The following is a 24,052-nucleotide window of genomic DNA, read 5'->3' as shown; positions in this document are numbered from 1 at the left end:
GAGCCCCGGCGTGTCGCGAAGGTCACGGGAACATCACGACAGCAGGCGATCGATCGCCCCGCGGACGAAGATCGCTCGCACCTCGTCGAGGCGCTTGGCGAGCTCGGGCGCGAGTTCGTTCGCGCGCGCCCGAGAGGCCGTGTCGGTGCGGCGCAGGAGCGCCGACAGGGCCGATTCGATCAGCGTCGCCTCGCGTTCCGCGCTCTGGCGCAGCGACCGCATGTGTCGGGGCTCGATGCCGTGGCGATCGAGCGCGACGAGGGCCCTCAGCAGGGTCACGGTCTGCTCGGTGTACGAGTCCGCTCCCACGATGACGCCGGTCGAGATCGCGTCGTTGAGCAGCTGGGGTGCGGCGCCGGCCGCCGAGAGCAGCTCGTCGCGGCGGTATCGACGCGGCGCGGGGACGATTGAGGGCACCGACGACGGCGAGGCGGGCTCGCGACCGGCGTCGACATCGGCGAGATAGTCGCGGATCACCGACAGCGGCAGGTAGTGGTCGCGCTGCAGGGTGAGAGCCAGGCGAAGTCGCTCGAGGTCGGCGGCCGAGAACTTCCGATATCCCGAGTCGGTGCGCGTCGGGGTGATGATCCCCTGCACCTCGAGGAAGCGGAGCTTGCTCGACGTGAGCGCAGGGAAGTCGGGAGTCAGACGCGCGAGCACCTGGCCGATGCTGAGGAGGCCCGCGGTCGCCGTGGACCTGCCACGGGCGGATGCGGCGGGCATCAGGCGTCGGCCGCCTGCTGCAGGTCGGCGGGCGAGACGAAGAAGTTGAGACGGAACTTGCCGATGCGCACCTCGGCACCGTTCACCAGCACCGCGCGGTCGACGCGTTCGCCGTTCACGTAGGTGCCGTTGAGCGAGCGCTGATCGACGATGTCGAAGCGGGTGCCCTCGCGGGTGATCTCCGAGTGCCGGCGCGAGACTGTGACGTCGTCGAAGAAGATGTCGGCCTCGGGGTGGCGTCCGACGGTCGTGACGTCGGTGTCGAGCAGATACCTCGCCCCCGCCGTCGGGCCGGAGCGGACGATCAGCAGGGCGGCCCGCGAGGGGAGCGCCCCGATCGCCTCGAGCTCGGCCTCGCTGAGGTCGGCACCGAAGGGGATGAACGACAGGTCGGAGTCGTGTCCGAACGTCTGCGTCATGTCGTGCGGGAGTCGCTCGGAAGCGCTCGGGTCGGAGCCGCGGCGCACGTCCTCCGGCTCGGGTCGACGGGTCTCGTCCACAGGTCCTCCTTCGCTCCCCAAACCTTATCGGATGACAGTAGTGTCCAGAGACCCGCACAGGCACCCCGGATACGCTGGTCGGGTGACTTCCTCTCCTACGCGCACCCGTCGTCGTGCACCGTTCGCGGTGGCCGCGGCCGTCCTCGCCCTGTTCGCCGTGTTCGCTCCCGCGTCGCCCGTTTTCGCGCACGACCAGCTCGTTTCGACCGACCCGGCGGCCGACGCCGTGCTCACGGCGCTGCCGACGGAGATCACCCTCTCCTTCAGCGCCGAACTGCTCGGCGACGGCGGCTCGAACGTGGTCGAGGTGACGGATGCTGCGGGCACGTCGCTCATCGACGGCGCGGCGGTCGTCGACGGTGTCAATGTCACGCAGGCGCTGACGGGCGCGGCATCCGGCCCGATCGCCGTGATCTGGCGCGTCGTCTCGAGCGACGGACACCCCATCTCGGGCGAGTTCGCGTTCACGGTCGACGCACCCGCGACCCCGACCTCCGCACCGACCGAGACCAGTGCGTCCGAGACGCCCGAGCCGACGATGACGACCATGACGCCGGCGGAGACGAGCGAACCGACCACGACGACCGCCCCCGACAGCGAAGCATCCGCCTCGAGCCCGCTCCCCTGGATCATCGGGGTCGTCATCGTGCTCGCCGTGATCGGCGTCGTGCTGTACCTGCTCGTTCTGCGTCCCCGGGGCCGCAGCGGCGGGGGCTCGACGGGCGACCGGCCGACGACCGACGACTAGGCTGGAACCATGCCTCATTACGACGTCGTCATCCTCGGCGCGGGCCCCGGCGGGTATGTCGCGGCAGTGCGAAGCGCCCAGCTCGGACTGTCCACCGCGATCATCGAAGAGAAGTACTGGGGCGGTGTCTGCCTCAACGTGGGCTGCATCCCCTCGAAGGCTCTCATCCGCAACGCCGACCTCGCTCACACCTTCCACTCGCAGGCGGATCTGTTCGGGATCTCGGGCGATGTCTCGTTCGACTTCGGCGTGGCCTGGGACCGCAGCCGCAAGGTCGCGGATACCCACGTGAAGGGCATCCACTACCTGATGAAGAAGAACAAGGTCACCGAGTACGAGGGCCGCGGCACCTTCCTCGATGCGAACAGCATCGAGGTCGCGAAGGCCGACGGATCGACCGAGAAGGTCACCTTCGACAACGCGATCATCTCGACCGGTTCGACCGTGCGCCTCCTGCCGGGCGTGACGCTCAGCAAGAACGTCGTGACGTACGAGGAGCAGATCCTCAACCGCGACCTGCCCGAATCGATCGTCGTCGTCGGTGCCGGTGCGATCGGCATGGAGTTCGCCTACGTGCTGACGAACTACGGCGTCAAGGTGACGATCATCGAGTTCCTCGACCGCGCCCTCCCCAACGAGGACGCCGAGGTCTCGAAGGAGATCCAGAAGCAGTACAAGAAGTACGGCGTCGACATCCTCACCTCCACCAAGGTCGAGACCGTGGTCGACTCCGGCGACAAGGTCACCGTCACGTACACCGGCAAGGACGGCGCCCAGGGCTCCATCGACGCCGACCGCGTGCTCATGTCCATCGGTTTCGCGCCCCGCGTCGAGGGCTTCGGTCTCGATAAGACGGGTGTCGAACTCACCGAGCGCGGCGCGATCGCGATCGACGACTACATGCGCACCAACGTGCCGCACATCTACGCGATCGGCGACGTCACCGCGAAGCTGCAGCTCGCGCACGTGGCCGAGGCGCAGGGCGTCGTCGCCGCCGAGACCATCGGAAAGGCCGAGACTCAGACGCTCGGCGACTACCGCATGATGCCGCGCGCGACGTTCTGCTCTCCGCAGGTCGCGAGCTTCGGGCTCACCGAGCAGCAGGCACGCGACGCCGGTCACGACGTCAAGGTCGCGAAGTTCCCCTTCTCGGCCAATGGCAAGGCGAACGGCCTCGGCGAGCCCATCGGCTTCGTGAAGCTCATCGCCGACGCCGAGCACCTCGAGCTGCTCGGTGGTCACCTCATCGGACCCGACGTGTCGGAGCTCCTCCCCGAGCTCACGCTCGCGCAGAAGTGGGACCTCACCGCCCTCGAGGCCGCCCGCAACGTCCACACCCACCCGACCCTGTCGGAGGCGGTGCAGGAGGCGTTCCACGGTCTTGCGGGACACATGATCAATATCTGACACTGAAACACAACCGCGACGCCGCCCCGATTCGAAGCCGGGGGCGGCGTCGCGGTGTTTTTCCGCCCGCGCATGCAGGCGGGAAGGGCGCGAGCCCGAGGTGCGGGTCAAAAGGGTGCGGGTCAGAAGGGTGCGGTGGATTCGGGTGGGTGATCGTTGTCGGGTGCGGGTCGGAAGACGGGGACTTTCCGTTCGGGTTGCACGGCGAATCGTCTTCCGCCGGGGGATGTCCATTCGAGGGATCCGCCACTGTCGGGGATCTGGGTGACCCTCCACCCACCGTGATGCTTGATCGTGTGGTGTCCGACGCACAGGGGCGCGAGGTTGGATAGTTCCGTGGTGCCGCCGTGTTCCCACGCGAGTTGATGGTCGATCTGGCACCGGCGGGCGGGGGTCCCGCATCCGGGTGCCATGCAGGTCTCGGCCCGCCACTCCACGAGTCTCCGGAGCGGTGCGGGCGTGCGGTACTGGTCACGTCCCACGGAGAGCACCATCCCCGTCTCCGGGTGGGTGAGCACCCGCATCCACCCGCCCGCGCCACCGCACAGCTCCCGGGCGTGGTCGATGGGGATCGGCCCGACCCCCTCCACCACCGCCGGGGCCGTGTTCGCGTGCTCGTCATTGAGCAGCGACAGTGCGGGGACGGTGACCGCGACCGTCGCGCGGATTCCGCGGGCCGCGTCGGGGTGGGCCGGGACGTCGCCGTCGACGAGGAGGTCGACCATCACATCCGCGCGCAACTCGTCGAGGGTGCGTTCCTCGCCTTCCCGCTCGGCGAGGACGTTCGCGATCGCGGTCGCGCGGTTGTGAACCGCGTGGGCTTTCACCGCGGAGGTGTAGAGCATCACCCAGCTCATCCCGTCCTCCCCGGGTTGCACCACCACCCGCCGCTCCCGGATCGCCTCCGCGTGCCGCTCACTGAGCGTCGCCGCCCGCACCGTGTCCACGAGCTTGCGCAGCAACCGGCGGAATGACCCGAGCGCGTGTGTGGTGGCGAGGTCGACGGCGAGCGGCACGACCTGCTCGCGCAGCTCGGGCTCCACCCGGTCGACCAGCTCCACGAACACGTCCGCGTGCCGCTCCGTCGTCCGCGCGTGCGACAGTGCGTCGAGCATCAACGGGTACCGGTTCACGAGACCATCCGCGGTGCCCAGCATCCGCTCTGCGATGTACTCCGTGACCTGCAACACCGTCGCAAGCTCAAGGCGCAGGGACCGCATCACGATCTCCGTCGTCTTCCCCCGGAACACCGCAGCCTCGGCCACCGCCTCCCGACGCAGACTCTCCACCCGCTCGAACCGTTGCGCGGCGAACACCGACATCAACGTCGACACATCAGACACCGCATCCAACCCGTCACGCCCCGCCGCGACAGGATCGCCGTCCGCGTCGAACCACTCCCGCTCCTCGAACCACGACTCGACTGCCCCGGTCGCCGGGAGGCCATCGGCACCGCGCCGCGCCTCACCGTCGAACGGAGCGCCATCGTTATCGAGCATGCTCACATACTAGAACAAACCTACGACACTCGCCGGGACTCACAGGGGCAGTGGGGATAACAGCGACCTCGAATCGGTGGCGTCACGCACCGTTCTCGATGAGATGCAGCAGAGTCCCGTCCGCATCGATCAAGGCCCCCGCGCGCAGACCCCAGGGCTGCATCCGCACCGGCATCAGCCGCGGTGCTCCGGTGCTTCGCTCCTCGACTCCGGACTCCCGAATCGCGCGGTGCAACCCATCGACGTCGTCGACGCGCACGCTGCACATGAACGAACTCTGCTCGGGCACCAGGTCGGGGAAGGGGAAGAACTCCAGCTGCAGCGAACCTCGACGGAGGATCAACCAGCCGTCGTCGCGGAAGTGCGTACCGAAACCGAACGCGCCGTAGAAGGTCACGGTCGCGTCGAAGTCGCGTGACGGCAGGTTGGGCATCGCGTGATCGGCCACGTCGGAAGCCTAGCGACCCGGTCGCCACGCTCCCGGGTCGGATCAGTGTCCGAGTACGCGACCGAGCTTGGAGTCGGATGCGGCGGGCCCGCCGCCGACGGCTGCCACGGCCGCGTCGACCGCGGCGAAGAACGCCTCGCGATCAGCGGGCGCGTCGGGGGCGGCGGGGCCGAGTTCCATCTCCCACTCCCGCCAGGCGGTGTCGCGTTCCCCGCGCTCGTCACGGCCGCGCACGCGATCGTCGACGAACTCCGCCACCAGCCCGCCCTCGGTGTCGCGCAGAGCGTAGGCCGTGCGCGTGTTGCGGATGCGGGCGAGGAGAGAGAACGGAGGTTCGGCCCAGTGAGCCACCGCGTCGACGATCTCGGGCGGAACAGTGGTCTCGTCGCCGTTTCCCAGCGGCCATCCCCACTCGGAGCGCCCGTCGGCGACGGATGCCTTCACATGCCAGCCGGCGTCAGGGCCGCCCTCGCGGCGGCGGACGGCGACCCGGGCGCGGGCGAGATCGAGGGCCGCGGTATCGAAATAGCGCGCGTCCAGTTCGCGGATCTCCGCGTCACCGACGCGAGCGACGCCGGGCAGGCGCGACCAATCGGGAAGCGGGGTCTCGGCCGACACGTCGTACGTGCGCTCGACCTCGATCGAACGCGTGGGTTCGGACGAGGCCGGCGCACTCAATCGTCTCGTCCGTCTTCGTTCGGGTTGATGTCCTGGGTCGCTTCGGCGTAGGTGAAGACGGCCTCGGTGGGTCCGTCGCTGTCGCCCGTGTTCTCGAGCTCGCCGCCGCGGCGGTAGACCAGCTGGCCCTCGCCGTAGGGGACGATGAGCGAGTCGTCGACGTCGTCTTCGAGGGGGATCACCTGGCCGTCGAGCGGCCCGCCAGTCAGTCGTGCAAGTGCCATGTCGCCCAGCGTAGTCCGAAGCATCAGCCGTGGAGGCGACCCTTCCGCACAGAGGGCGATGACCTAAGATCACTCGCGTGAAGGCTCTCCGCACGTTCACCGTCCGTCCTGTCCTCTCGCCGGCGCTGGCGCCGCTCGACCGTCTCGCGACAAACTGGCGGTGGTCGTGGAGTCGCGCGACATCGTCGCTGTTCGCCTCGATGGACCACGATCTCTGGGCCAGGGTCGACGAGAACCCCTCACGACTGCTCGGGACCATCGGTCAAGCACGGCTCGACGAGCTGGCGTCCGACGAGGGCTTCATCGCTCGCGTACGGGCCGAGGACGAACGCCTGGAGGCCTATCTCACCGGCGAGCGCTGGTTCCAGGGTCTCGCCGACCCCAAGCCCGCGCACATCGCGTACTTCTCCCCCGAGTTCGGTGTCGACGGATCGCTCCCGCAGTACTCGGGCGGCCTCGGCATCCTCGCCGGCGACCACCTCAAGAGCGCGTCCGACCTGGGCGTGCCGCTCACGGGCGTCGGCCTCTTCTACCGCGCCGGCTACTTCCGTCAATCGATCGGCGACGACGGCTGGCAGCAGGAGAGCTACCCGGTGCTCGACCCTTACGGCCTGGGACTGCGGCAGTTGCAGGAGCTCGACGGATCACCCGTCGAGATCTCCCTCGAGCTCCCGGCGGGGCGAACCCTGTTCGCTCGCGTGTGGGTGGCCGACATCGGTCGTGTCCCGCTGCTGCTTCTCGACGCCGAGACCCCGTCGAACTCCGAGGAGCTGCGACGCGTCACCGATCGTCTGTACGGCGGCGGCGGCGAGCACCGGCTGCACCAGGAGTTGCTGCTGGGTATCGGGGGTGTCCGCGCGGTGCGCGCCTGGTGCCGCATCACGGGTCGCCCCGCGCCCGCCGTCTTCCACACGAACGAGGGGCACGCGGGATTCCAGGGCTTGGAGCGCATGTCGGAGTTCATCGCCCGCGATGGTCTGTCGTTCGAGGTGGCACTGGCGCAGGTGCGGGCATCGACCGTCTTCACGACCCACACCCCGGTGCCGGCCGGCATCGACCGCTTCCCGCGGACCCTCGTCGCCGACTACCTCTCCGGGGGACTGCTCGCCGGGATCGACGGCACCCGCGCCCTCGCGCTCGGGCTCGAGGACTACGACGGGGGCGACCCGCACGTCTTCAACATGGCCGTCCTCGGACTCCATCTGGGCCAGCACGCCAACGGCGTCTCGCTGCTGCACGGGAAGGTCAGCCGCGGCATGTTCGGCGCCCTCTGGCCCGGGATCGACTCCGATGAGGTGCCGATCACGTCGATCACGAACGGCGTTCACGCGCCGACGTGGGTGCACCCGTCGCTGAAGGCGCTGAGCGAGCGCGGGTTCGGCGATGCCCTCACCGCAGACCACGACTGGCGCGACCGGACCGCCGTCTCCGACGGCGAGCTCTGGGGCGTCCGCATGGAGATGAAGCAGGAGCTCGTGGCCGAGGCCCGCCGCCGGCTCGGGGCCGCAGCATCCGCGTCGACATCGGCGTGGACGGCGAAGGTGCTCGACCCTGAGGTACTCACGATCGGGTTCGCGCGCCGCGTGCCGACCTACAAGCGGCTGACGCTGATGCTGCGCGATCCCGAGCGCCTCACGCGCCTGCTCACCGATCCCGACCGTCCGGTGCAGATCGTCATCGGAGGGAAGTCCCACCCGGCCGACGACTCCGGGAAGACCCTCATCCAGCAGCTCGTGCGTTTCAGCCGCGACCCGAAGGTGCGCGAGCGGATCGTCTTCCTGCCCGACTACGACATCACGCTCGCCAAGAAGCTCTACCCCGGATGCGACGTCTGGCTGAATACGCCCGTCCGCCCGCTCGAGGCGAGCGGCACGTCGGGCATGAAGGCGGCGCTCAACGGATCGCTCAACCTCTCGATCCTCGACGGATGGTGGGACGAGTGGTACGACGGCCGCAACGGCTGGGCGATTCCCACGGCCGACACCGCGGCGAACGACGACGAGCGCGACGATGCCGAAGCATCTGCCCTCTACGACCTGATCGAGCACCAGCTCGTGCCGACCTTCTACGAGCGGGAGGGCGGCATCCCCATCGGGTGGCTCGAGCGCGTGCGTCACACGATGACCGACCTCGGCCGCAAGGCCACGAGCGATCGAATGGTGCGCGACTACGTCACCCGGCTCTACACCCCCGCCTCCGCCAACGATCACGCGCTGAGCGCCGACGGGTTCGCCGGGGCCCGGGAGCTCGCAGCGTTCCTCACGCGGGTGCGCGATGCGTGGCCGCGGGTGTCGGTGCGAGCGGTCGATGCGACGGCCGTCTCCGCCCAGGCCCGCGCGGGCGACCGGATCTCGGTGCGGGCCATCGTCGACCTCGACGGGCTCACACCCGACGATGTGTCGGTGCAGCTCATCTCCGGTGCGATCGACGCCGACGGCACACTCGCCGGGGACCGGGCGACGAGCGAGCTCTCGGCCGCAGGAGAGGACGACGCGGCGACCGTGTTCGAGGGCAGCCTGGAGCTCGACGCCACCGGTCCGTTCGGTTATGCGGTGCGCGTGGTTCCCCGCCACGATCGCCTGGTCTCGGCCGTGGAGCTCGGTCTCGTCGCCGTCGCGACCTGAGCGATCAGACGCGGGCGCGGCGAGGGACCCGCACGACGTCGAGGGCGCCGGTCACCGCGGGGCGGACGCGCGCGAGCGCGGGCGCGAGTCCGAGATCGACGACTCGGATCTCGCCGACCAGCTCGGGGCCACGACCCCTCACGAGACCCGCCTTCACCGCTCCGAACGTGACGGTGATCGCCGCGGGCAGCACCGCCGAGTCGGCGGTGCCGTCGTCGGGGTGCAGGCCGCTCGGCAGATCGACGGCGATGACGACGGTGCCGGATGCGGCGCTGACGGGCGCCAGCGACTCGACCACCGCACGCGCGGCACCGCGCAGTCGGGGGTCGGGGGCGGCACCGATGCCGAGGATGCCGTCGAGGATGACGGCATACTCCCCCGGACGAGAGCAGACGTCGGCCGTGTGGCGCAGGGCCGCCCCGGCGCCCAGCGCGGTGCTCAGCGCCTCGCGGTGCACCCGGTCGGAGGTGAGCACGATCTCGACGGGAACGAGCGGTGCGAGTTCCGCGGCGGCGAAGAGCGCGTCGCCGCCGTTGTCGCCGGCACCGGCCAGCACGAGCACACGCCCGGGGCGCTCGGCCAGCACCTCACGAGCGATCTCCGCGAGCGCTGCGGCGGCTTCGAGCATGAGAGGTTCGCCCGCGGCCAGCAGCGGGGCCTCGGCGGCACGCACGGCGGCGGCGGTATAGGCGCCGAGCACTTCTGACGAGCTCATGAGGTCACGGTAGTCCCGCCCGCGCGCCGGAGGCCGGCGGTTGCCGTCTCGGTCAGGACGAGGTAGAGCTCAGCGAGGGTGCAGCGGGGGCACGGGTGGCGGCGACCTGCAGCCCGACCTTCACGGTCTGCCCCGGGGCGAGGGCCGCGGCCCATCCAGCGCCCGTGCAGGTGATCGTCGAGCCGGCGAGCGTGCAGTCCATGCCCCACGCGCTCACGATCGCCGTGGCTCCGGGCGACGACCAGCTGACCGTCCAGCGATCGACCTTCCGCGCGGCGGTCACCGTGAGATCGGCCACATATCCTTCGCCCCAGGCGCTCTGCAGGCTCCAGGCGGCCGCGATTCCGCCGGTCGAGGGAACGCTCGGAGACGGAGTGGCCGACGCTGTCGGTGTGGGCGTCGCGGTGGGCTTCGGCGTCGCCGTCGGCTTCGGCGTCGCCGTCGGCTTCGGCGTCGCGGTCGGCTTGGGCGTCGGGGTGGGCGTGCTGCTCGGCTTCGGCGTCGCGGTCGGCGCGGGCGTGACGGGCGGCAGGGTCGTCGGCTTCAGCAGCGGCGCCAGAGCGGCGAGCTTCGCCGTCTGCGGCGTGCGCCAGTCGTCTTGCACGAGGCCGCCGGTGTCGCCGCTGTTGGGGTTGAAAGACCAGTAGGCGAAGCTGATGCCGGTCTTCCCGAGGTAGTCGACGAGGGTCTTCAGCCAGGCCTTGTCGCTCGCCGTCTCGAGCTTGGTGCCGAACTCGCCCAACAGCACGGGCGCAATTGCTCGCGTGGCGATGAACCCCCAGTTCTTCTCCCAGACCGCGGGGAGGTTCGCGGGGTAGTCGCCCGCGCCGAACCACGCCTGGTTGTAGACGCTCGCCGGGTAGTCATGGGGCGAATACACCACCCGGTTCGCGACGTTCAGCGTGACGGGCTTCGTCGCAACGCCCGCAAGACCGCCTCCCCACCACGTCGAGCTGCCGTCCGGTTGACGTTCGACGCCCTCCACGACGATCAGGAGCTTCGGATTCACCGACAGCACGGCGTTGCCCGCACGCGTCGCCGCTGCACGCCAGTCGGTGGCGGCGTCGCCGCACCCCCAGCACGCGGCGCCGTGCGGCTCGTTGTGCAGATCGACGGCGACGACGGCCGGCTCGTTCTTGTACCGCTGCGCCAGCATCTTCCAGTCATCGATCCAGCGCTGCTCCGAGTAGCCGGAGGTGTACCAGAGCTCCGACTGGGCGTCCGACCCCGGTCGGTGCCGGTCGAGGATCACGCTCAGACCGACGGCCTTGGCGCGGGCGATGACCGTGTCCATGAGCTGGAGCGGCGTCAGGCCCACCAACGTCGGGTTGGCATTCGCGTCGATCGAGTTGGTGGACGACGCCGCGAGGCATTCGTTCGAGAACGGCAGCCGGACGGTATTGAACCCCATCTCGGCGATACGCCGCATCCCCTCGTCGAGGGGGATCGTCCAGAGACCGTGCGGGGCGCAATTGCTGGTCTCCATCCCGAACCACGACACCGCGCGGATCGTGTGCGTCTGACCCGACTCGGTGACGATGCGGGCGCCGTCGGTGTGCAGCCAGCCGGCCGTGGTCGCGGCCCGAGCCGGGACGACAGACGTCATGACCCCGGCCGAGACGACGAAGGCGACCGAGAGGAGGAGTCCGAGCCAGCGACTCCCCCGCGATCCTGTGCGCACACCGATCATGATCCCTCCTGGAGCAGATGCTACTGGCGGGATGCGTCGGCGGGGTTTCCGGATGCTGCGCTCTTCTCGCGCTCGGTCGCTTCGGCGTCGCGGGCCGCCGTGAGTTCGGACGCCGCCGCCTGCACGGCGCGCTCGGCCTGTCGCACGCGGAACTGCACCATCGTCGCCGCCCCGTATCGGGCGTGCACCCGATCTTCGTCCTCCTCGTGGCCGGTGACGATGTACGCCGACGCGATGAGGATGACCTGGCTCGAGAGATTGAGCCACAGCAGCAGCGCGATCAGCGATGCGAAGGTGCCCAGGAGCGGGTTGGAGCTCGCACCGCCGACGAACAGGCCCGACAGCTGCTGCAGCACGGTGAGCCCGATGCCGCCGAGGAGCGCGCCCGTCCACAGGGTGCGGCGGCGGACGCGGAGCCCGGACAGGAAGGCGAACAGCGCGGCGACGACCGCGGTGTCGAGGGCGAGAACCACCACGACCGAGACGAACCAGGCGAGGAAGCCGGCCCACCCGGCATCGGTGGCGATCCCGAGCCAGCCCCGCAGCACATCGAGGCCGGCGGTGGCGAGGAAGGTGGCGGCGGCCGCAGCAGCGAGGGCTCCCCCGATGCCGATCGCGAGGGCGAGGTTGCGCAGCAGCACCCAGACGATCAAGGTGTCGTCGGTCGTCTGGGAGGCGATCTGACGCAGGGCGGTGCGGAGGGTGCCGATGGCGCCGATCGCCGCCCCGACCAGACCGAGGAGGGAGACGATGCCGGCGATCGTGAACGCCCCGGGCGCCTCGATCTCGGAGACGTCGATCAGCCCGTCCTTTCCGACCAGCCCGGGAATGGCGGAATTCAGCGAGCGGGTGAGCGCGGCGACAGCATCGGGGTTACCCGCCAGCCAGATGCCCGCGAACGAGAATCCGAGGAGCACACCGGCGAAGAGGCTGAACAGGGTGCGGTACGTGACGCTGTCGGCGAGGACCGGGCCTCGGGCTCCGGCATAGCGCAGGTAGGCGCGCACGGGCCGGCGAGCCAGCGCCCACGCGGTGGCGCGGGAGATCACGGTGTCGGTCATTCCGTCAGGCTATCGGCGCCGCCCGACCCGACCCGGGGCTTGACGCCGTGCGACGTCAGGAAAAGGCCGACGCGGCCACCGCGAGGATCGCCGCCCAGGCGCCCAGAAGCATCCACGGTCCGAAAGCGAGCCGGTTCGCGGCCCGTGCCCGTCGGGCGAGGAGCAGCACCGCGGCGAAGACGCCGCCGAAGACGAACCCCGCGATCGCGCCGCCGAGCACCGCGTCCCAGCCCAGGTAACCGAGGAACGCGCCGATGAGGCCCGCCAGTTTGACGTCGCCTCCGCCCATCGCGCCGGGGCGCAGCATCCGCAGCAGGAGGTAGAACGCGAACAGCACGATCGCCCCGCCGGCCACCGCGAGGAGTCGAGCCGGATCCGCACGAAGGAACGCGGCGAGCGCGAGCAGAACCGCGGCCGCGGGATAGGCCGGGAGCACCAGACGGTCGGGCAGACGGTGGGTGCGGAGGTCGATGACCGTCAGCACCACGCTCAGCACGGCGAACGCCCCGTAGGCGGTGAGCTCGACGGCGAGCGCGAACGCAGCGCTCATACGCCCGCGATCTCGAGGATCACCGTCACCGGCGCACCCTCGCGCAGGTGCTCGGCATCGCGGACGGCGCGCTTGAGCGGGAGCACGTAGCGCCCGTCACCGCCGGGGAAGATGGATGTGCGCCAGTTCGACGAACCGATCGTGGCCTGCACCCGCACCGCGCCGAAACCACGACGATAGGGGCCCTGCAGCTCTGCCACTTCGGAGCTCAGGTCTTCCGGCATTGCGACGAAGTACCAGTCCGCGTCGGAGCGGGCCTCCCAGCGGTACATCTCGTCGGTGAATTCGACGATCATGCGGTCACGTACACGGCGGTGCCCAGCGGCAGCTGCGCCAAGCGGTCGATCGCCTCCGGCCCGAGCCGCAGGCACCCGTTCGAGATCGCCCCCGACCGGGCGTCGTGGTAGTGGAAGGCGGTCACGGCGACGGCTGCGCCGCCGAAGCCGTCGAGCGTCGGCGACTGCACACCGAGGTAGACCAGCGGGTGGCCGCGGGTGTAGCCGAACGACGGCTCGACGCGCACCATCATCACGAAGGTGCGACCGATCGGGGTTGGGGTCGACGCGGTTCCCGATCCGAAGTCGTCGGCGACGCGCTCCCTCGTGCCGTCGGCGTGCACGATGTCGATCGTGCGGGTCGTCAGTCCCACCTCGACCGTCGCCTCGGCGCGGGTGAACTCCACGTCCTGGGTGCGCAGCCAGCCGCTCAGCTGCGCCGGATTGCCGGCCGAGGGCACCGCCTCGCGGCCGGTGAGCAGTACGCGCACCCAGTGGTCCTGTCGTTCGACGACCGGGACCGTCGTGCCGTCGAACTGGTAGTCGCGGGGCAGGAAGGCGACCGGTTCGGCGGTCGGGTCGGCGAAGACCGGGATGCGCTCGGTCGCGGCCCGAACGGTGTCGCCCGTCATCGCGCCCTGGGGGTCGTCGTCGACGGGGAGGGCGGGGATCACGGCGTAGACGTCGACTTGAGGAAGGGCGTCGAGCGCGTAGACCGCGGTGTTCGCGGCGAACCCCGTCGGGGTGGGGGTGGGAGTCGGTGTCGGGGTGGGCGTGGGCGTCGAGGTGACGGAGCCGGACGCTGTGGAGGGCGCCGGTGCGGCAGACGTCTGCGACCCCGTGGACGCCCACCACACCGATACCCCGGCGACCGCGAGGAGTGCGACCACCACGGCGATCCACAAGGCCGTGCGAAGACGGTCGGGGCGCGTATCAGAGGTCATGTTCTCATCGTCGGTATGCCCGAACGACAGCGCAAGTCGCGCGGTGCCGTCAGACCCGCTCTCTGAGCGCCGCCTCGACCGCGGCCTCCACGCGCGCGGCCTCCGCCTCGCGGCGACGGCGGCGGGATCGGCGCACTCCGAGGATGAGGAGCACGACGAGGCCGGCGATCACGACGAGGAGCACCAGCTGCGCCCACGGCACCGTGATCGCACCGGTACTGGTGACGAACATCCCTGGATCGGCGGCGCCCTCGAATCCGGCGGGACCCGCCGGCGCGACGGTCACGTCGACGTTCGTCCAGAACAGCGGAACGAGGGCATCGGTGTGCGCTGTGACGCTCCACGACTCGCCCGGCAGGAGATCGGGCACCGGCTCCACACCGTCGATGTCGGTGCGGAGGAGACCGAACGGACCGCTGAGCGCGACCGACTGCATCCCCGTCAGGCGCGTGTTGCCGCTGTTGCGCACCGTGTACTGCACCGTCGCGGAGCCCGGGCCGAGAGGATTGAAGGTGGGGGCATAGTCGACCGTCAGATTCTCGACCACCATGCCGGGCAGAAGGTCTCCCTCGACGCGGAGCTGCAGCCTGATGCCGAGACGACGGTCGACCGCGATGCCGTCCGCCTGCTCGGGCTGCGGCAGTGACGACACGATGCCGCCGGCGTAGTCGCCCGGCGTCGCGTTGCCCGGAACCTCCACGGAGAACGGCACCTCGACCGACTCGCCGGCCGGGATCGTCACCCGATCCTGCGCGACCGAGATCCAGGTGCCGAGGAAGACCGATTCCTCGGCGCGCGGCAGTACGTCGAGCTGACCGCTCTGCGTGGTGAAGCCGTCCGCGCCGTAGATGTCGAGGTCGAGGGGCGCGTCGTCGTGGTTGGAGATGACGAGCGCGTCGTCGAAACGGCTTCCGGAAGCGACCGTGTAGGCGAAGTTCTGCCGACCGGCGCCCTGAGCGTTCTCGGCGGTGCGCACCCCCCAGGTGACGTCGGTTCCGGTCTCGGCGCTCGCTGCGAATGCCGCACCGGCAGACGCCAGGGGCGCGTGCAGGAGGGCGGCGACCAGCGCGAGGCCGGCGAGGACGCGGGAGGGACGTCGGGCGGTTCGGATCATGTGCGGGGTCCTCTGGAGTGGGGGGAAACGCCGGAATCGGGGTGGGAGCCCGAAGGCCCCCACCCCGATCGCGACGAGGGTCAGCTCAACGCGGTGAGCGTCAGCGTCGCCTTGTAGGTGCCGTCGGTCACATCGACCGGCAGCTTCAGCTCGAGGTCGGCGCCGAGCTTGGCCGTGCCGCGCGGGTGGGCGACGGCCGCGCTACCGAGGGTCGCGGAGGTCGACAGGCCGTCGCCGCCGTCGAAGCCCGACGCGACCTTGGTGCCGGCGACGGCTCCCGCCCCCTCCTCGACCACGCGCGGGGTCCAACCGAGGTACTTCCCCGAGAAGGTCGCATCGCCCGCGCGGAAGTCGCCGACCTGAGCCGACACCGACCACACCGGACCGCCGGAGCGGGTGTCGGTGACCTTGATGGGGTTGATCGAACCCGTCGCGCCGAAGTGGTCGCCCTCTTCGGTGGCCGTTCCGAGGTCGACCAGCGAGTTCGTGCCGTCGATGTTCCACGAGAACTCACCGGGGACGCCCTCGGGCACGGTGACCTGGAGCTGCTGCTCGTTGGCCTTCGCCTCGCTCGTCAGGGTGACCTCGTCGACGATGCTGTTGACCGGTGCCGAGGTGCCGTTGGCCTGGCTGCGGAGAGTCGTGATCTTCAGCGAGCCGTCGGTGACGTCGACGACCGAGTAGTTGCGCACGTTCTCCTGGTTGGTCACCGAGGCGTACCAGGCGTTGCGGTCGTCGAACTGGTAGTACTTCGAGCCGCTCGCGGAGTTCGCGGTGACGTAGAGAACCTCACCCTCCGCTGCGGTGACCTCGGACGCGCCCTTGACCTCGGTCTTGTCCGCGAGCTCGCCGTTCTTCACGAGGTAGCTGCGCGTGTAGTTGTGGTCGTGGCCCTGCAGGACGAGGTCGAAGCCGAGCTCCGAGATCTTCGCCGGCATGTTCGCGCGGCGGTCCTTGATGTCGCTGTCGTTCTGGTGCGCGGCGACCGAGTAGATGGAGTGGTGGAAGCCCAGCACCTTCCATTTCGCCTTCGCGCCCTGCTCGGCGACGACCTTCTCCATGAAGGCGTTGTGCGAGGCGTAGTCACGGCTGTTGGAGTTGATGTTGACGAACAGCACGTCCTTGTAGAAGAACCAGTAGTCCCCGCCCGAGCTCGAGCCCGAGGTCGCCGCGCCCGACGTCTCGTCGAGGTTCGGGATGTTGTTGTGCTGGAGGTAGGCCTTCGAGCCGACGTCGTGGTTGCCGTTGGTGACGGCGACGGGGAGCGACCGCATCTGGTCGGGCGCGTGGAACGCGTCGTACTCGGTCTCGTTGGCGGCGTGGTCGACCTGGTCGCCGGCCGAGAAGATCATCTCGGCGTCGGGGTAGGTCTGGGCGGCGACGTTCATGGTGTCGATCCAGCCGGCACGATCGTTCGCGACGTTGCCGGAGGCACCGATCTGCGGATCTCCGACGAAGAAGAACTCGAAGTCGCCGTCGAACGAACGGGTCACGAACGACTGCGTCGCCGACCAGGCGCCCTCGGCCCCGACGCGGTAAGAGTAGACCGTGTTCTCGGCCAGGCCCGACAGGGTCGCCTTGCGGTTGAACTCGCCGCTGGTGGTGACGCCGCCGGTCGCGGTGACGGTGGTCGCGCCCGCGGGGAACGCCCCGTTCACCAGCTGCGAGGACGGCGCGAACTGAGCGACCTGGGCGGTGTCGCTCGAGGAGTACCACGTGAGGTTGCGCGAGGACTCGTCGGCGCCGACGTTCATGATGATGTCGCTGATGGACGCCGCACCGGAGGTCTTGGCGACGGGGGCGAGCTTCTGCATGTCGAGGTAGATGTCGCTCGACGTGGCGCGGTCCTGGTAGAGCGCCACGGCGATCGTGTTGACCCCGGCGGTGAGCACCGAGGCGGGCACCGTGTAGGTCGACGTGATCGGGTCGGACGACCCTGAACCGGCGTACATGAGGTTGCGCTGCGACTCGGGTGCGGCCTCGACGCGATCGTCGGAGAGACCGGCGACCTTGACACCGTTGACGAAGATCTGGGCTCCGTCGTCGTAGCGCACGCTGCCCGAGAGCCCCGAGATCTGCGAGAGCGTGTCGGCGGTGACCGAGAAGCTCGAGCGGAAGTGGAAGGTGGGCACGTCGACCTTTGAGGTCGCCGTCGGGTCGATGTACTGGTTCAGCACCGTCGCCACGGGGAAGTTCGTTCCCAGGTTGGGCGTGGCCGCACCGTTCTTCGCGCCGAACGCGGTGGTGCCGTTCTTCCAGGCGCTGTCGTCGAATCCGGCCTTCGTCCAGACGAGCCGGTCGGGGCTGCCCGCGGCGGGGTCGGTGTTGTTCTCGGAGTACTTCCACGTCGCGGTGGAGTCGAGAACCGAGGCCGGGAGGTCAGCGGCGGTCGCGGCGACGGTGGTCGCCGCGAAGGAGCCCGCGATCACCGACGCGACGCCCAGCGCGGCGATCGCCGCACGGGTCGTCCGTCGGCCCGAGCGGGTCCGAGGGGTGTTTTCCAGCATCAGCTTCTTTCGGATAGACACATCGATGGCAGTCGCCCGAACGGGCACCCGATGAGGCTCGTCAGCGTTGATGACCGGTAGGTGAATAGTTGACTCCGTACCCCTATCTCGGCGACGAATCGTTCACCTCGGCGCCGGGCTCGACGTCCGCTCCGGCTCCTCGATCCGAATGTTCGCCTTCCGTTCATCCGTGCGGCGGTGAAGCGAAACGGATGCGGCGCTGCGCCGTGGGAGCCTCGGCGGCCGGAGGTGCTCGTGGAATCGAAGATGACGAAGCTCGTCGCCCTCGTGCTCGCTGCGGGGATCCTCGCCTCCTGCAGCCCGCCCGGCGATGATCTCGACGCGCAACGGTCGGCGTTCCTCGGCGGCCGGCCCGCGCCGAGCTCCGAGGCGACGATCGTTCCTCTCCCGGAGGCGTACGACGCCGTCGCCGTGCCCGTCGACTACCGCGTGATCGCGGTCAGCTCGGCCGGCGACCCGACGGCCGACGTGATCGCGGACGCCGCCGCGCAATGGGCCGACGAGAACGGCGCGGCGTTCGAGCTGCGCGTGGGGGCCGACGCCGACGGCATCGAAGAGCAGCTCGTCGCGGCGGCCGACGCCCGACCGGATCTCGTCATCGGCCTCGGCGCGGGCGTCGTCGACGTTTTCGCCCTCTCGACGTCGCAGCTGCTCGATCAGGAGTTCCTCGTCATAGGCGCCAAGCTCGCCGAACCTACCGAGAACGTGACGTCGGTGGTGTGGCCCGGCGCCGGCTTCCGCGGAACGGGCATCACCCCCGAGTCGGATGCCGATCCTTCCGCTGCGACCCCCGAGAGAGCGGGCGAAGCTATGTCGGCAGGTTTCGCCAGTATCAGGCTCGGCGTCACCGGTGTCGTGATCTCGCTCCCCTAGGGCGCACCGATCACCCGTTACGCGTCGTCGGAGACCCGGATGAGCACCTTGCCGGTCGTACCCGCCTCGACGGCGTCGTGAGCGGCGGCGGTCTCGGCGAGGGGGAACCACACGAGCGGGAGCCCGGCGCCCTCACCGACCGGCAGCGCTCCGTCCTCGAGCGCCCGGGTGATGTCGTCCGCCGCCGCGTAGAGCGCGTGATCGCCGACCGTGTACAGGAGCAGTCCCTGCAGCCGCACGTTCTTGGCGAACGAGGCGCGGATCGGCCCGGCGAACTGGTCGCCGCCATTGTCGGCGTAGTACGCGATCGAGCCGTGATTGGCGACGACCTCGAGGTCGAGACCGAGGTTCGTCGCGAGCGACACCTCCACGATGTGGTCGACGCCGCCGGGAGCGATCTTCCCGACCTCGGTCGCGACGTCCTGGGTGCGGTAGTCGATGATGTGATGCGCGCCGGCCGCCCGCGCGAGCGCCGCCTTCTCGGGCGAGCTGATCGTCGTGAGCACCGTGGCTCCCGCCCACACCGCGAGCTGGATCGCGGCGTGACCGACAGCCCCCGCGCCGCCCGCGACGAGCACCGTGCGGCCCTCAAGCGCTCCCGGGCCCAGGCGCGCGGGACCCGACTCGTGCACCGTGAGCGCGCGGTGCGCCGTCATCGCCGGCACACCCAGGCTCGCAGCGACGTCGAAGCCGATGTCGTCGGGGAGGCGAACCGCGCGCATCGACGGAACCACCGCGTACTCCTGGGCCGTCCCACCCGCCTGACCGTGCTGCGCGAGGTAGATCCAGACGCGGTCGCCCACCGACAGGTCGTCGACGCCCTCTCCGACGGCGTCCACCGTCCCCGCGCCGTCCTGGTTCGGCACGATCTCGGGGAACTCCATCGGCCGCTCGGCGGCGCGGGCCTTCCAGTCGGTCGGGTTCACGCCCGAGACGGCCACCTTCACCCTCACCTCGCCGCGACCCGGCTTCGGGACCGGTCGCTCCACGGCCGAGAGGACGGACGAGGGGCCACGCTGCGAGTACACGATCGAGGTCATGCCGACTCCAACCCCCGCTCGCCCGCGGTCATTCCGCGGCGGCGCTCGACCGTGGTGTCGACGGCCGCGGCGACGACGACGGCGAGCGGGTACACCACGAGATCACGGGCATCGAACCCGGTGCCGAGCACCAGTGCGGCCGGCGGGAAAGCCGCGGCGAGCGCCACGGGAGCACCGGTGAGCTGGAAGAGTTCGACCGCGACGCACCAGGCGACGGCGAGCGCACCGAGAAGCGCCGGTCGAGCCGATGCGAAGAGCATCACGAGGCCCGTGTAGACGGCGACCGCGTAGAGCGCGTCTCCGGCGACATCGGTCGCCACGGAGCTCGGCGCCAGCCGGTGCACGACGAGACCCGCGGCCACGACGACCGCCAGCGCGATCACGGCGGCCATCCGGCGACGCCGGACGGTGCGCGGAGGCAGGCTCATACGCCTCACCGTAACCACCGGAGCACGGCTCATCCCGAGCAGTGGCTGAGATCGGTCTCGGCGAGCGGCTTCCCCTCCGGAATCACGTAGGTGACCCACAGCACGACGTCGTCGGTGCCCTCGTTGCGCCCCTCGTGCGGGTAACCGGCACCCTCGATGATCGAATCCCCCGTCTCGTATACGGCCACTCCTCCGGGATGCGTGTCGGAGTAGTGGGTGAGGGTGCCGCTCTCCACGACGGCGATGAGCTGACCGTAGTGACAGTGCTCGCCCGTGCTCGCGCCGGGTTCGATCGTGATCTCGCGGAAGGTCACCCCGACCCCTGCCGCTCCCCCGTCGACGAGCACCTCCACCGGGTCTGCCTGCTCGCCCTCGGCGATGTCGACCGCGCGCACCGGCGCGTCGGACACCGAGGGTGAGGGGCTCGACGAGTCGGGCACGGAGGACGCGGGGACACCGCACCCGCCCAGCAGGAGGATCGTCGTCGCGACGGCGAGCGCCGACGTGGTTCGGTGCATTCGACCTCGGTCCACAGGAGCCCCCCGGCTGCTTCGTCGCGATCGCGCGGCGGCGCGCGTCTCGTCGCACCGTAGCGGTAGTGCGGCCCTCAGCGCAGCATCCGCTCCACACTCCATCACTCCGATCGACACCCCGGAGCGGCGCGGGGATGCGGATTCGTGCAGAAACGTGTTGATCGGATGCTGCGACGCACAAACGAGCGCTCGTGCGGAGCGGTACCGACCCCCTAGGCTCCGGAACATGTCACGACGTGCGTGGGCTTCCCGGATGCCGGTCATCGGTGCGATCGCTTCGGCACTGAGGGATCTGGTGCACCACTCGCCGGGCGGCGTACCCGCGCCGACCGTGCCGGTGAAGCCCAATCCGCGGTGGTCGGGCACGACGAAGCCCCCGCCCGTGCCCCGGGAGGATGTCGTCCTCCGGCTTCCGGACGACATGTACCGGCACGACGGAGCACCCACGGAGTGGTGGTGGCACACCGGGACGCTGCGCGCCGGCGACCGCGTGTTCGGATTCGAGATCAACGCCGCATCCTTCACCGGGCAGCACTTCGCGATGACCCAGGTCTCGCTGAGCGACGTCTCCGCCGCACGCCACTACGAGCGCACGCAGGTGTACGGGCCGGCTCCCTTCGGCGTCTTCGACGTGCGCCAGTGGGCCGAGGGCGATCCCGCGAAGGACTGGTACGCGCGTCTCGGCGACCCGGGCTGGCTCGTCGGAGGGTTCAGCGTGACCTCGGGAGGCTCCGGCTACACCTCGGCGCCCACGGTGTCGATCGACGGCGACGGGTCGGGGGCGAGCGGGATCGCGGTGCTCGACGATCACGGGGGCGTCACTCAGATCGTGCTGCTGAAGCCGGGGACGGGCTTCACCCAGACGCCCACCGTGACGCTGACCGGCGGCGGCGGGAGCGGGGCGACGGCCGTCGCCGTCCGCAACTCCGTCACGATGACCGCGCCCCGAGCCGACCCGACGAAAGACATCGCCGTGCACTCCGTGCTGGTCGACGAGGAGACGCTCGACGAGGTGGTCTTCGACCTGGTGTTCTCGCAGCAGGGGCGGCCGTTCTTCGTGTGGGGCACCGGCATCGAGCCGAGCGCGACCGAGCAGAGTCTCGAGAAGGACAACTACTACTTCTCCTACACGCGCCTCGCGGCCTCCGGCACCATCACGGTCGCCGGACAGGAGCACCCGGTCACCGGGACGACCTGGATGGACCACGAGTACGGGTTCTTCGGCGGCGGCACCTCCGATACGCGCGTGCGCTGGCTCCTGCAGGACATGCAGCTCTCCAACGGCTACACGATCTCCAACGCCGGAATGATCGGCGAGGGGTACAAACCGGAGATCGGAGTACCGGTCGACGCGTTCGCCACCCTGCAGGACGCGGACGGCGAGCTGTACTACGTCTCGAGCACCGTGACTGCCGTGGGTGAGCTCTGGACGAGCCCCCGCACCGGCAACGCCTACGCCCGGCAGTTCCGTGTCGAGATCCCCTCGTTCCAGGCCGACATCACCGTCACGACGCGTCTGGAGGATCAGGAGTTCTCGGTCGGCGGAGCGCCGATCTACGAGGGCACGGCCGATCCGGCGGGCACATTCCTGGGCGAAGACGTGTCGGGCGACGCCTGGATCGAGCAGGCGTACTGATCCGCGGCATCCGCTCGACCGTGGTCCCGGGGCTCGCACGCGCTACCGTGGAGTAATGACAGCATCCGAGTCCGACACGTCCGCAACCCCCGACGTGGTCGTCGAGCAGCAGTCCTTCTCCGACCTGGGACTCGACGCTTCGGTGCTCAAGGCGTTGAAGGACGTCGGCTACGAGACCCCGTCGGCCATCCAGGCGGCGACCATCCCGCCTCTGCTGGCCGGCCGCGACGTGATCGGCATGGCGCAGACGGGCACCGGCAAGACCGCGGCGTTCGCACTGCCGATCCTCTCGCAGCTCGACGCCTCGCAGCAGAAGCCGCAGGCGCTCGTGCTCGCCCCCACCCGTGAACTCGCGCTGCAGGTGTGCGAGGCGTTCGAGCGCTACGCGTCGCACCTGCGGGGCGTCAACGTGCTGCCGATCTACGGCGGACAGGGCTACGGCACGCAGCTGTCGGCGCTGCGGCGCGGCGTGCACGTCGTCGTCGGAACGCCCGGACGCATCATGGACCACCTCGTCAAGGGCACGCTCGACCTGTCGGAGCTGAAGTTCCTCGTGCTCGACGAAGCAGACGAGATGCTCAAGATGGGCTTCGCCGAAGACGTCGAGACGATCCTCGCCGACACCCCCGCCGACAAGCAGGTGGCACTCTTCTCAGCCACCATGCCCGCTCAGATCCGCCGCATCTCGCAGCAGTACCTGCGCGACCCGCAGGAGATCACGGTCAAGAACAAGACCGCGACCTCGTCGAACATCACCCAGCGCTACCTCAACGTCTCCTACCCCCAGAAGGTCGACGCGCTCACGCGCATCCTCGAGGTCGAGAACTTCGAGGGCATGATCGTGTTCGTCCGTACGAAGAACGAGACCGAGACGCTCGCCGAGAAGCTCCGCGCCCGCGGCTACACGGCCTCCGCGATCAGCGGCGACGTCGCTCAGGCGCAGCGCGAGAAGACGGTCAACCAGCTCAAGTCGGGCAAGCTCGACATCCTCGTCGCGACCGATGTCGCCGCCCGCGGCCTCGACGTCGACCGCATCAGCCACGTCGTGAACTTCGACCTGCCGATCGACACCGAGTCGTACGTGCACCGCATCGGCCGCACCGGTCGCGCCGGACGCACCGGCGACGCGATCAGCTTCGTCACGCCGCGCGAGCGCCGGATGCTGGCGAACATCGAGCGCGCGACGCGCCAGCCCCTCACCCAGATGCAGCTGCCCAGCGTCGAGGACGTGAATGCGACCCGTCTGACCCGCTTCGACGAGGCGATCACCGCCGCGCTCGAGCAGACCGCGCGGATCGACCGCTTCCGCGACATCATCGCGCACTACGTCGAGCACCACGACGTGCCCGAGGCCGACGTCGCGGCCGCGCTCGCCGTGGTCTCGCAGGGCGAGACGCCCCTCCTCCTCGATCCCGCGCAGGAGCGCACGGAGCGGTTCGACCGCGACGATCGCACGCGCACGCCCCGCGACGATCGCGACGAGGAGGGTCGCCCCGAGCGTCGCGGACGCCCGTCGCAGGCGAACCTGGTCATGTACCGGCTCGCGGTGGGAAAGCGCCACAAGGTCGAGCCGCGCCAGATCGTCGGCGCCCTCGCCAACGAGGGGGGCCTTCGGCGGGAGGACTTCGGCAAGATCGACATCCGCCCCGACTTCTCGCTCGTCGAGCTGCCGGCCGACCTCCCCGACGATGCGCTCAACCGTCTGAGCGGCACGCGCATCGGCGGCAAGCTCATCGAGATGCGCGTCGACCGCGGCGGCCCGGGCGGACGCCCCGACCGCAAGCCCCGCTACTGACGTCCCCGCCACCGACGCG

Annotated in this window: 23 protein-coding genes; 6 read left to right on the top strand and 17 right to left on the bottom strand. The window is 69.9% G+C overall.

The window, feature by feature from the left end; translation table 11 throughout:
* Positions 1-33 precede the first annotated feature (33 nt).
* Entirely contained in the window at positions 34-723 is a 690-nt protein-coding gene (gene ftsR, locus FVP77_RS04315) for a transcriptional regulator FtsR (protein WP_147893402.1), read from the bottom strand.
* Positions 723-1,223 (bottom strand): FHA domain-containing protein, encoded by a 501-nt coding sequence (locus FVP77_RS04310; RefSeq protein WP_147893401.1) that lies wholly within the window; start codon positions 1,221-1,223, stop codon positions 723-725. The genes ftsR and FVP77_RS04310 overlap by 1 nt, the downstream gene beginning before the upstream one ends.
* A gap of 82 nt (positions 1,224-1,305) precedes the next feature.
* On the opposite strand from FVP77_RS04310, the gene FVP77_RS04305 reads away from it, so the two are divergent.
* Both FVP77_RS04305 and lpdA read left to right on the top strand, forming a co-directional pair.
* On the top strand, positions 1,306-1,971 hold the full coding sequence (locus tag FVP77_RS04305) for a copper resistance CopC family protein (protein ID WP_246133964.1): 666 nt from the start codon (positions 1,306-1,308) through the stop codon (positions 1,969-1,971).
* A gap of 9 nt (positions 1,972-1,980) precedes the next feature.
* A complete protein-coding gene (gene lpdA, locus FVP77_RS04300) occupies positions 1,981-3,378 on the top strand; it encodes a dihydrolipoyl dehydrogenase (RefSeq protein ID WP_147893399.1) in 1,398 nt (465 codons plus the stop codon).
* A gap of 122 nt (positions 3,379-3,500) precedes the next feature.
* Here the strand turns inward: lpdA and FVP77_RS04295 are convergent, their stop codons facing one another.
* The 4 genes from FVP77_RS04295 to FVP77_RS04280 form a co-directional block, all read right to left on the bottom strand.
* A complete protein-coding gene (locus tag FVP77_RS04295; protein ID WP_147893398.1) occupies positions 3,501-4,877 on the bottom strand; it encodes an HNH endonuclease signature motif containing protein in 1,377 nt (458 codons plus the stop codon).
* 82 nt (positions 4,878-4,959) lie between these two features.
* Positions 4,960-5,325 (bottom strand): bleomycin resistance protein, encoded by a 366-nt coding sequence (locus FVP77_RS04290; protein WP_147893397.1) that lies wholly within the window; start codon positions 5,323-5,325, stop codon positions 4,960-4,962.
* Positions 5,326-5,367: 42 nt separating this feature from the next.
* On the bottom strand, positions 5,368-6,003 hold the full coding sequence (locus tag FVP77_RS04285) for a CYTH domain-containing protein (protein ID WP_147893396.1): 636 nt from the start codon (positions 6,001-6,003) through the stop codon (positions 5,368-5,370).
* A complete protein-coding gene (locus tag FVP77_RS04280; RefSeq protein ID WP_147893395.1) occupies positions 6,000-6,227 on the bottom strand; it encodes a response regulator in 228 nt (75 codons plus the stop codon). The genes FVP77_RS04285 and FVP77_RS04280 overlap by 4 nt, the downstream gene beginning before the upstream one ends.
* 77 nt (positions 6,228-6,304) lie before the next feature.
* Here FVP77_RS04280 and glgP point away from each other — a divergent pair, with 77 nt between their 5' ends.
* Positions 6,305-8,851, top strand: coding sequence for an alpha-glucan family phosphorylase (glgP, locus tag FVP77_RS04275; protein WP_147893394.1), 2,547 nt, complete (start codon positions 6,305-6,307; stop codon positions 8,849-8,851).
* Positions 8,852-8,855: 4 nt separating this feature from the next.
* On the opposite strand, the gene FVP77_RS04270 is transcribed toward glgP, so the two are convergent.
* From FVP77_RS04270 to FVP77_RS04235, 8 genes are all read right to left on the bottom strand, one after another.
* Complete coding sequence (locus FVP77_RS04270; RefSeq protein ID WP_147893393.1) at positions 8,856-9,566, bottom strand: NAD(P)H-hydrate epimerase; 711 nt, start codon at positions 9,564-9,566, stop codon at positions 8,856-8,858.
* Between the two features lie 52 nt (positions 9,567-9,618).
* Complete coding sequence (locus FVP77_RS04265) at positions 9,619-11,256, bottom strand: cellulase family glycosylhydrolase (RefSeq protein WP_187266814.1); 1,638 nt, start codon at positions 11,254-11,256, stop codon at positions 9,619-9,621.
* Between the two features lie 20 nt (positions 11,257-11,276).
* Positions 11,277-12,317, bottom strand: a complete 1,041-nt coding sequence (locus tag FVP77_RS04260; RefSeq protein ID WP_147893392.1) for a YihY/virulence factor BrkB family protein — start codon at positions 12,315-12,317, stop codon at positions 11,277-11,279.
* A 55-nt stretch (positions 12,318-12,372) separates the two neighbouring features.
* Positions 12,373-12,867, bottom strand: a complete 495-nt coding sequence (locus tag FVP77_RS04255) for a prepilin peptidase (protein ID WP_147893391.1) — start codon at positions 12,865-12,867, stop codon at positions 12,373-12,375.
* Positions 12,864-13,163: a DUF1905 domain-containing protein gene (locus FVP77_RS04250; protein ID WP_147893390.1), complete on the bottom strand. Its 300-nt coding sequence runs from the start codon at positions 13,161-13,163 to the stop codon at positions 12,864-12,866. The genes FVP77_RS04255 and FVP77_RS04250 overlap by 4 nt, the downstream gene beginning before the upstream one ends.
* Positions 13,160-14,086 carry a L,D-transpeptidase gene (locus FVP77_RS04245; RefSeq protein WP_147893389.1) on the bottom strand — a complete coding sequence of 309 codons (927 nt, stop codon included), beginning with the start codon at positions 14,084-14,086 and terminating at the stop codon, positions 13,160-13,162. Before FVP77_RS04245 ends, FVP77_RS04250 begins: the two co-directional genes overlap by 4 nt.
* 49 nt (positions 14,087-14,135) lie before the next feature.
* Positions 14,136-15,200: a WxL protein peptidoglycan domain-containing protein gene (locus FVP77_RS04240; RefSeq protein WP_147893388.1), complete on the bottom strand. Its 1,065-nt coding sequence runs from the start codon at positions 15,198-15,200 to the stop codon at positions 14,136-14,138.
* A gap of 80 nt (positions 15,201-15,280) precedes the next feature.
* The gene (locus FVP77_RS04235; RefSeq protein ID WP_147893387.1) at positions 15,281-17,707 is read right to left on the bottom strand and encodes a purple acid phosphatase family protein; all 2,427 of its coding nucleotides are present in this window, start codon (positions 17,705-17,707) and stop codon (positions 15,281-15,283) included.
* A gap of 267 nt (positions 17,708-17,974) precedes the next feature.
* On the opposite strand from FVP77_RS04235, the gene FVP77_RS04230 reads away from it, so the two are divergent.
* Positions 17,975-18,601, top strand: a complete 627-nt coding sequence (locus tag FVP77_RS04230; RefSeq protein WP_147893386.1) for a type 1 periplasmic-binding domain-containing protein — start codon at positions 17,975-17,977, stop codon at positions 18,599-18,601.
* A gap of 17 nt (positions 18,602-18,618) precedes the next feature.
* On the opposite strand, the gene FVP77_RS04225 is transcribed toward FVP77_RS04230, so the two are convergent.
* From FVP77_RS04225 to FVP77_RS04215, 3 genes are read right to left on the bottom strand one after another with little or no spacing between them, the layout of a single operon-like run.
* Positions 18,619-19,641, bottom strand: coding sequence for an NADPH:quinone reductase (locus FVP77_RS04225; protein ID WP_147893385.1), 1,023 nt, complete (start codon positions 19,639-19,641; stop codon positions 18,619-18,621).
* Positions 19,638-20,069: a ribosomal maturation YjgA family protein gene (locus FVP77_RS04220; protein ID WP_147893384.1), complete on the bottom strand. Its 432-nt coding sequence runs from the start codon at positions 20,067-20,069 to the stop codon at positions 19,638-19,640. Before FVP77_RS04220 ends, FVP77_RS04225 begins: the two co-directional genes overlap by 4 nt.
* A 29-nt stretch (positions 20,070-20,098) precedes the next feature.
* Positions 20,099-20,587, bottom strand: coding sequence for a cupin domain-containing protein (locus FVP77_RS04215; protein ID WP_147893383.1), 489 nt, complete (start codon positions 20,585-20,587; stop codon positions 20,099-20,101).
* Between the two features lie 241 nt (positions 20,588-20,828).
* Here FVP77_RS04215 and FVP77_RS04210 point away from each other — a divergent pair, with 241 nt between their 5' ends.
* The gene (locus FVP77_RS04210; RefSeq protein ID WP_147893382.1) at positions 20,829-22,238 is read left to right on the top strand and encodes a lipocalin-like domain-containing protein; all 1,410 of its coding nucleotides are present in this window, start codon (positions 20,829-20,831) and stop codon (positions 22,236-22,238) included.
* A gap of 55 nt (positions 22,239-22,293) precedes the next feature.
* Positions 22,294-24,033, top strand: coding sequence for a DEAD/DEAH box helicase (locus FVP77_RS04205; RefSeq protein ID WP_147893381.1), 1,740 nt, complete (start codon positions 22,294-22,296; stop codon positions 24,031-24,033).
* Positions 24,034-24,052 lie beyond the last annotated feature (19 nt).

The sequence above is a fragment of the Microbacterium hatanonis genome (assembly GCF_008017415.1).
Taxonomy (GTDB): Bacteria; Actinomycetota; Actinomycetes; order Actinomycetales; family Microbacteriaceae; genus Microbacterium; species Microbacterium hatanonis.
Note: the sequence above shows the minus strand (reverse complement) of the source record. Positions and strands in the feature narration are given on the sequence as shown.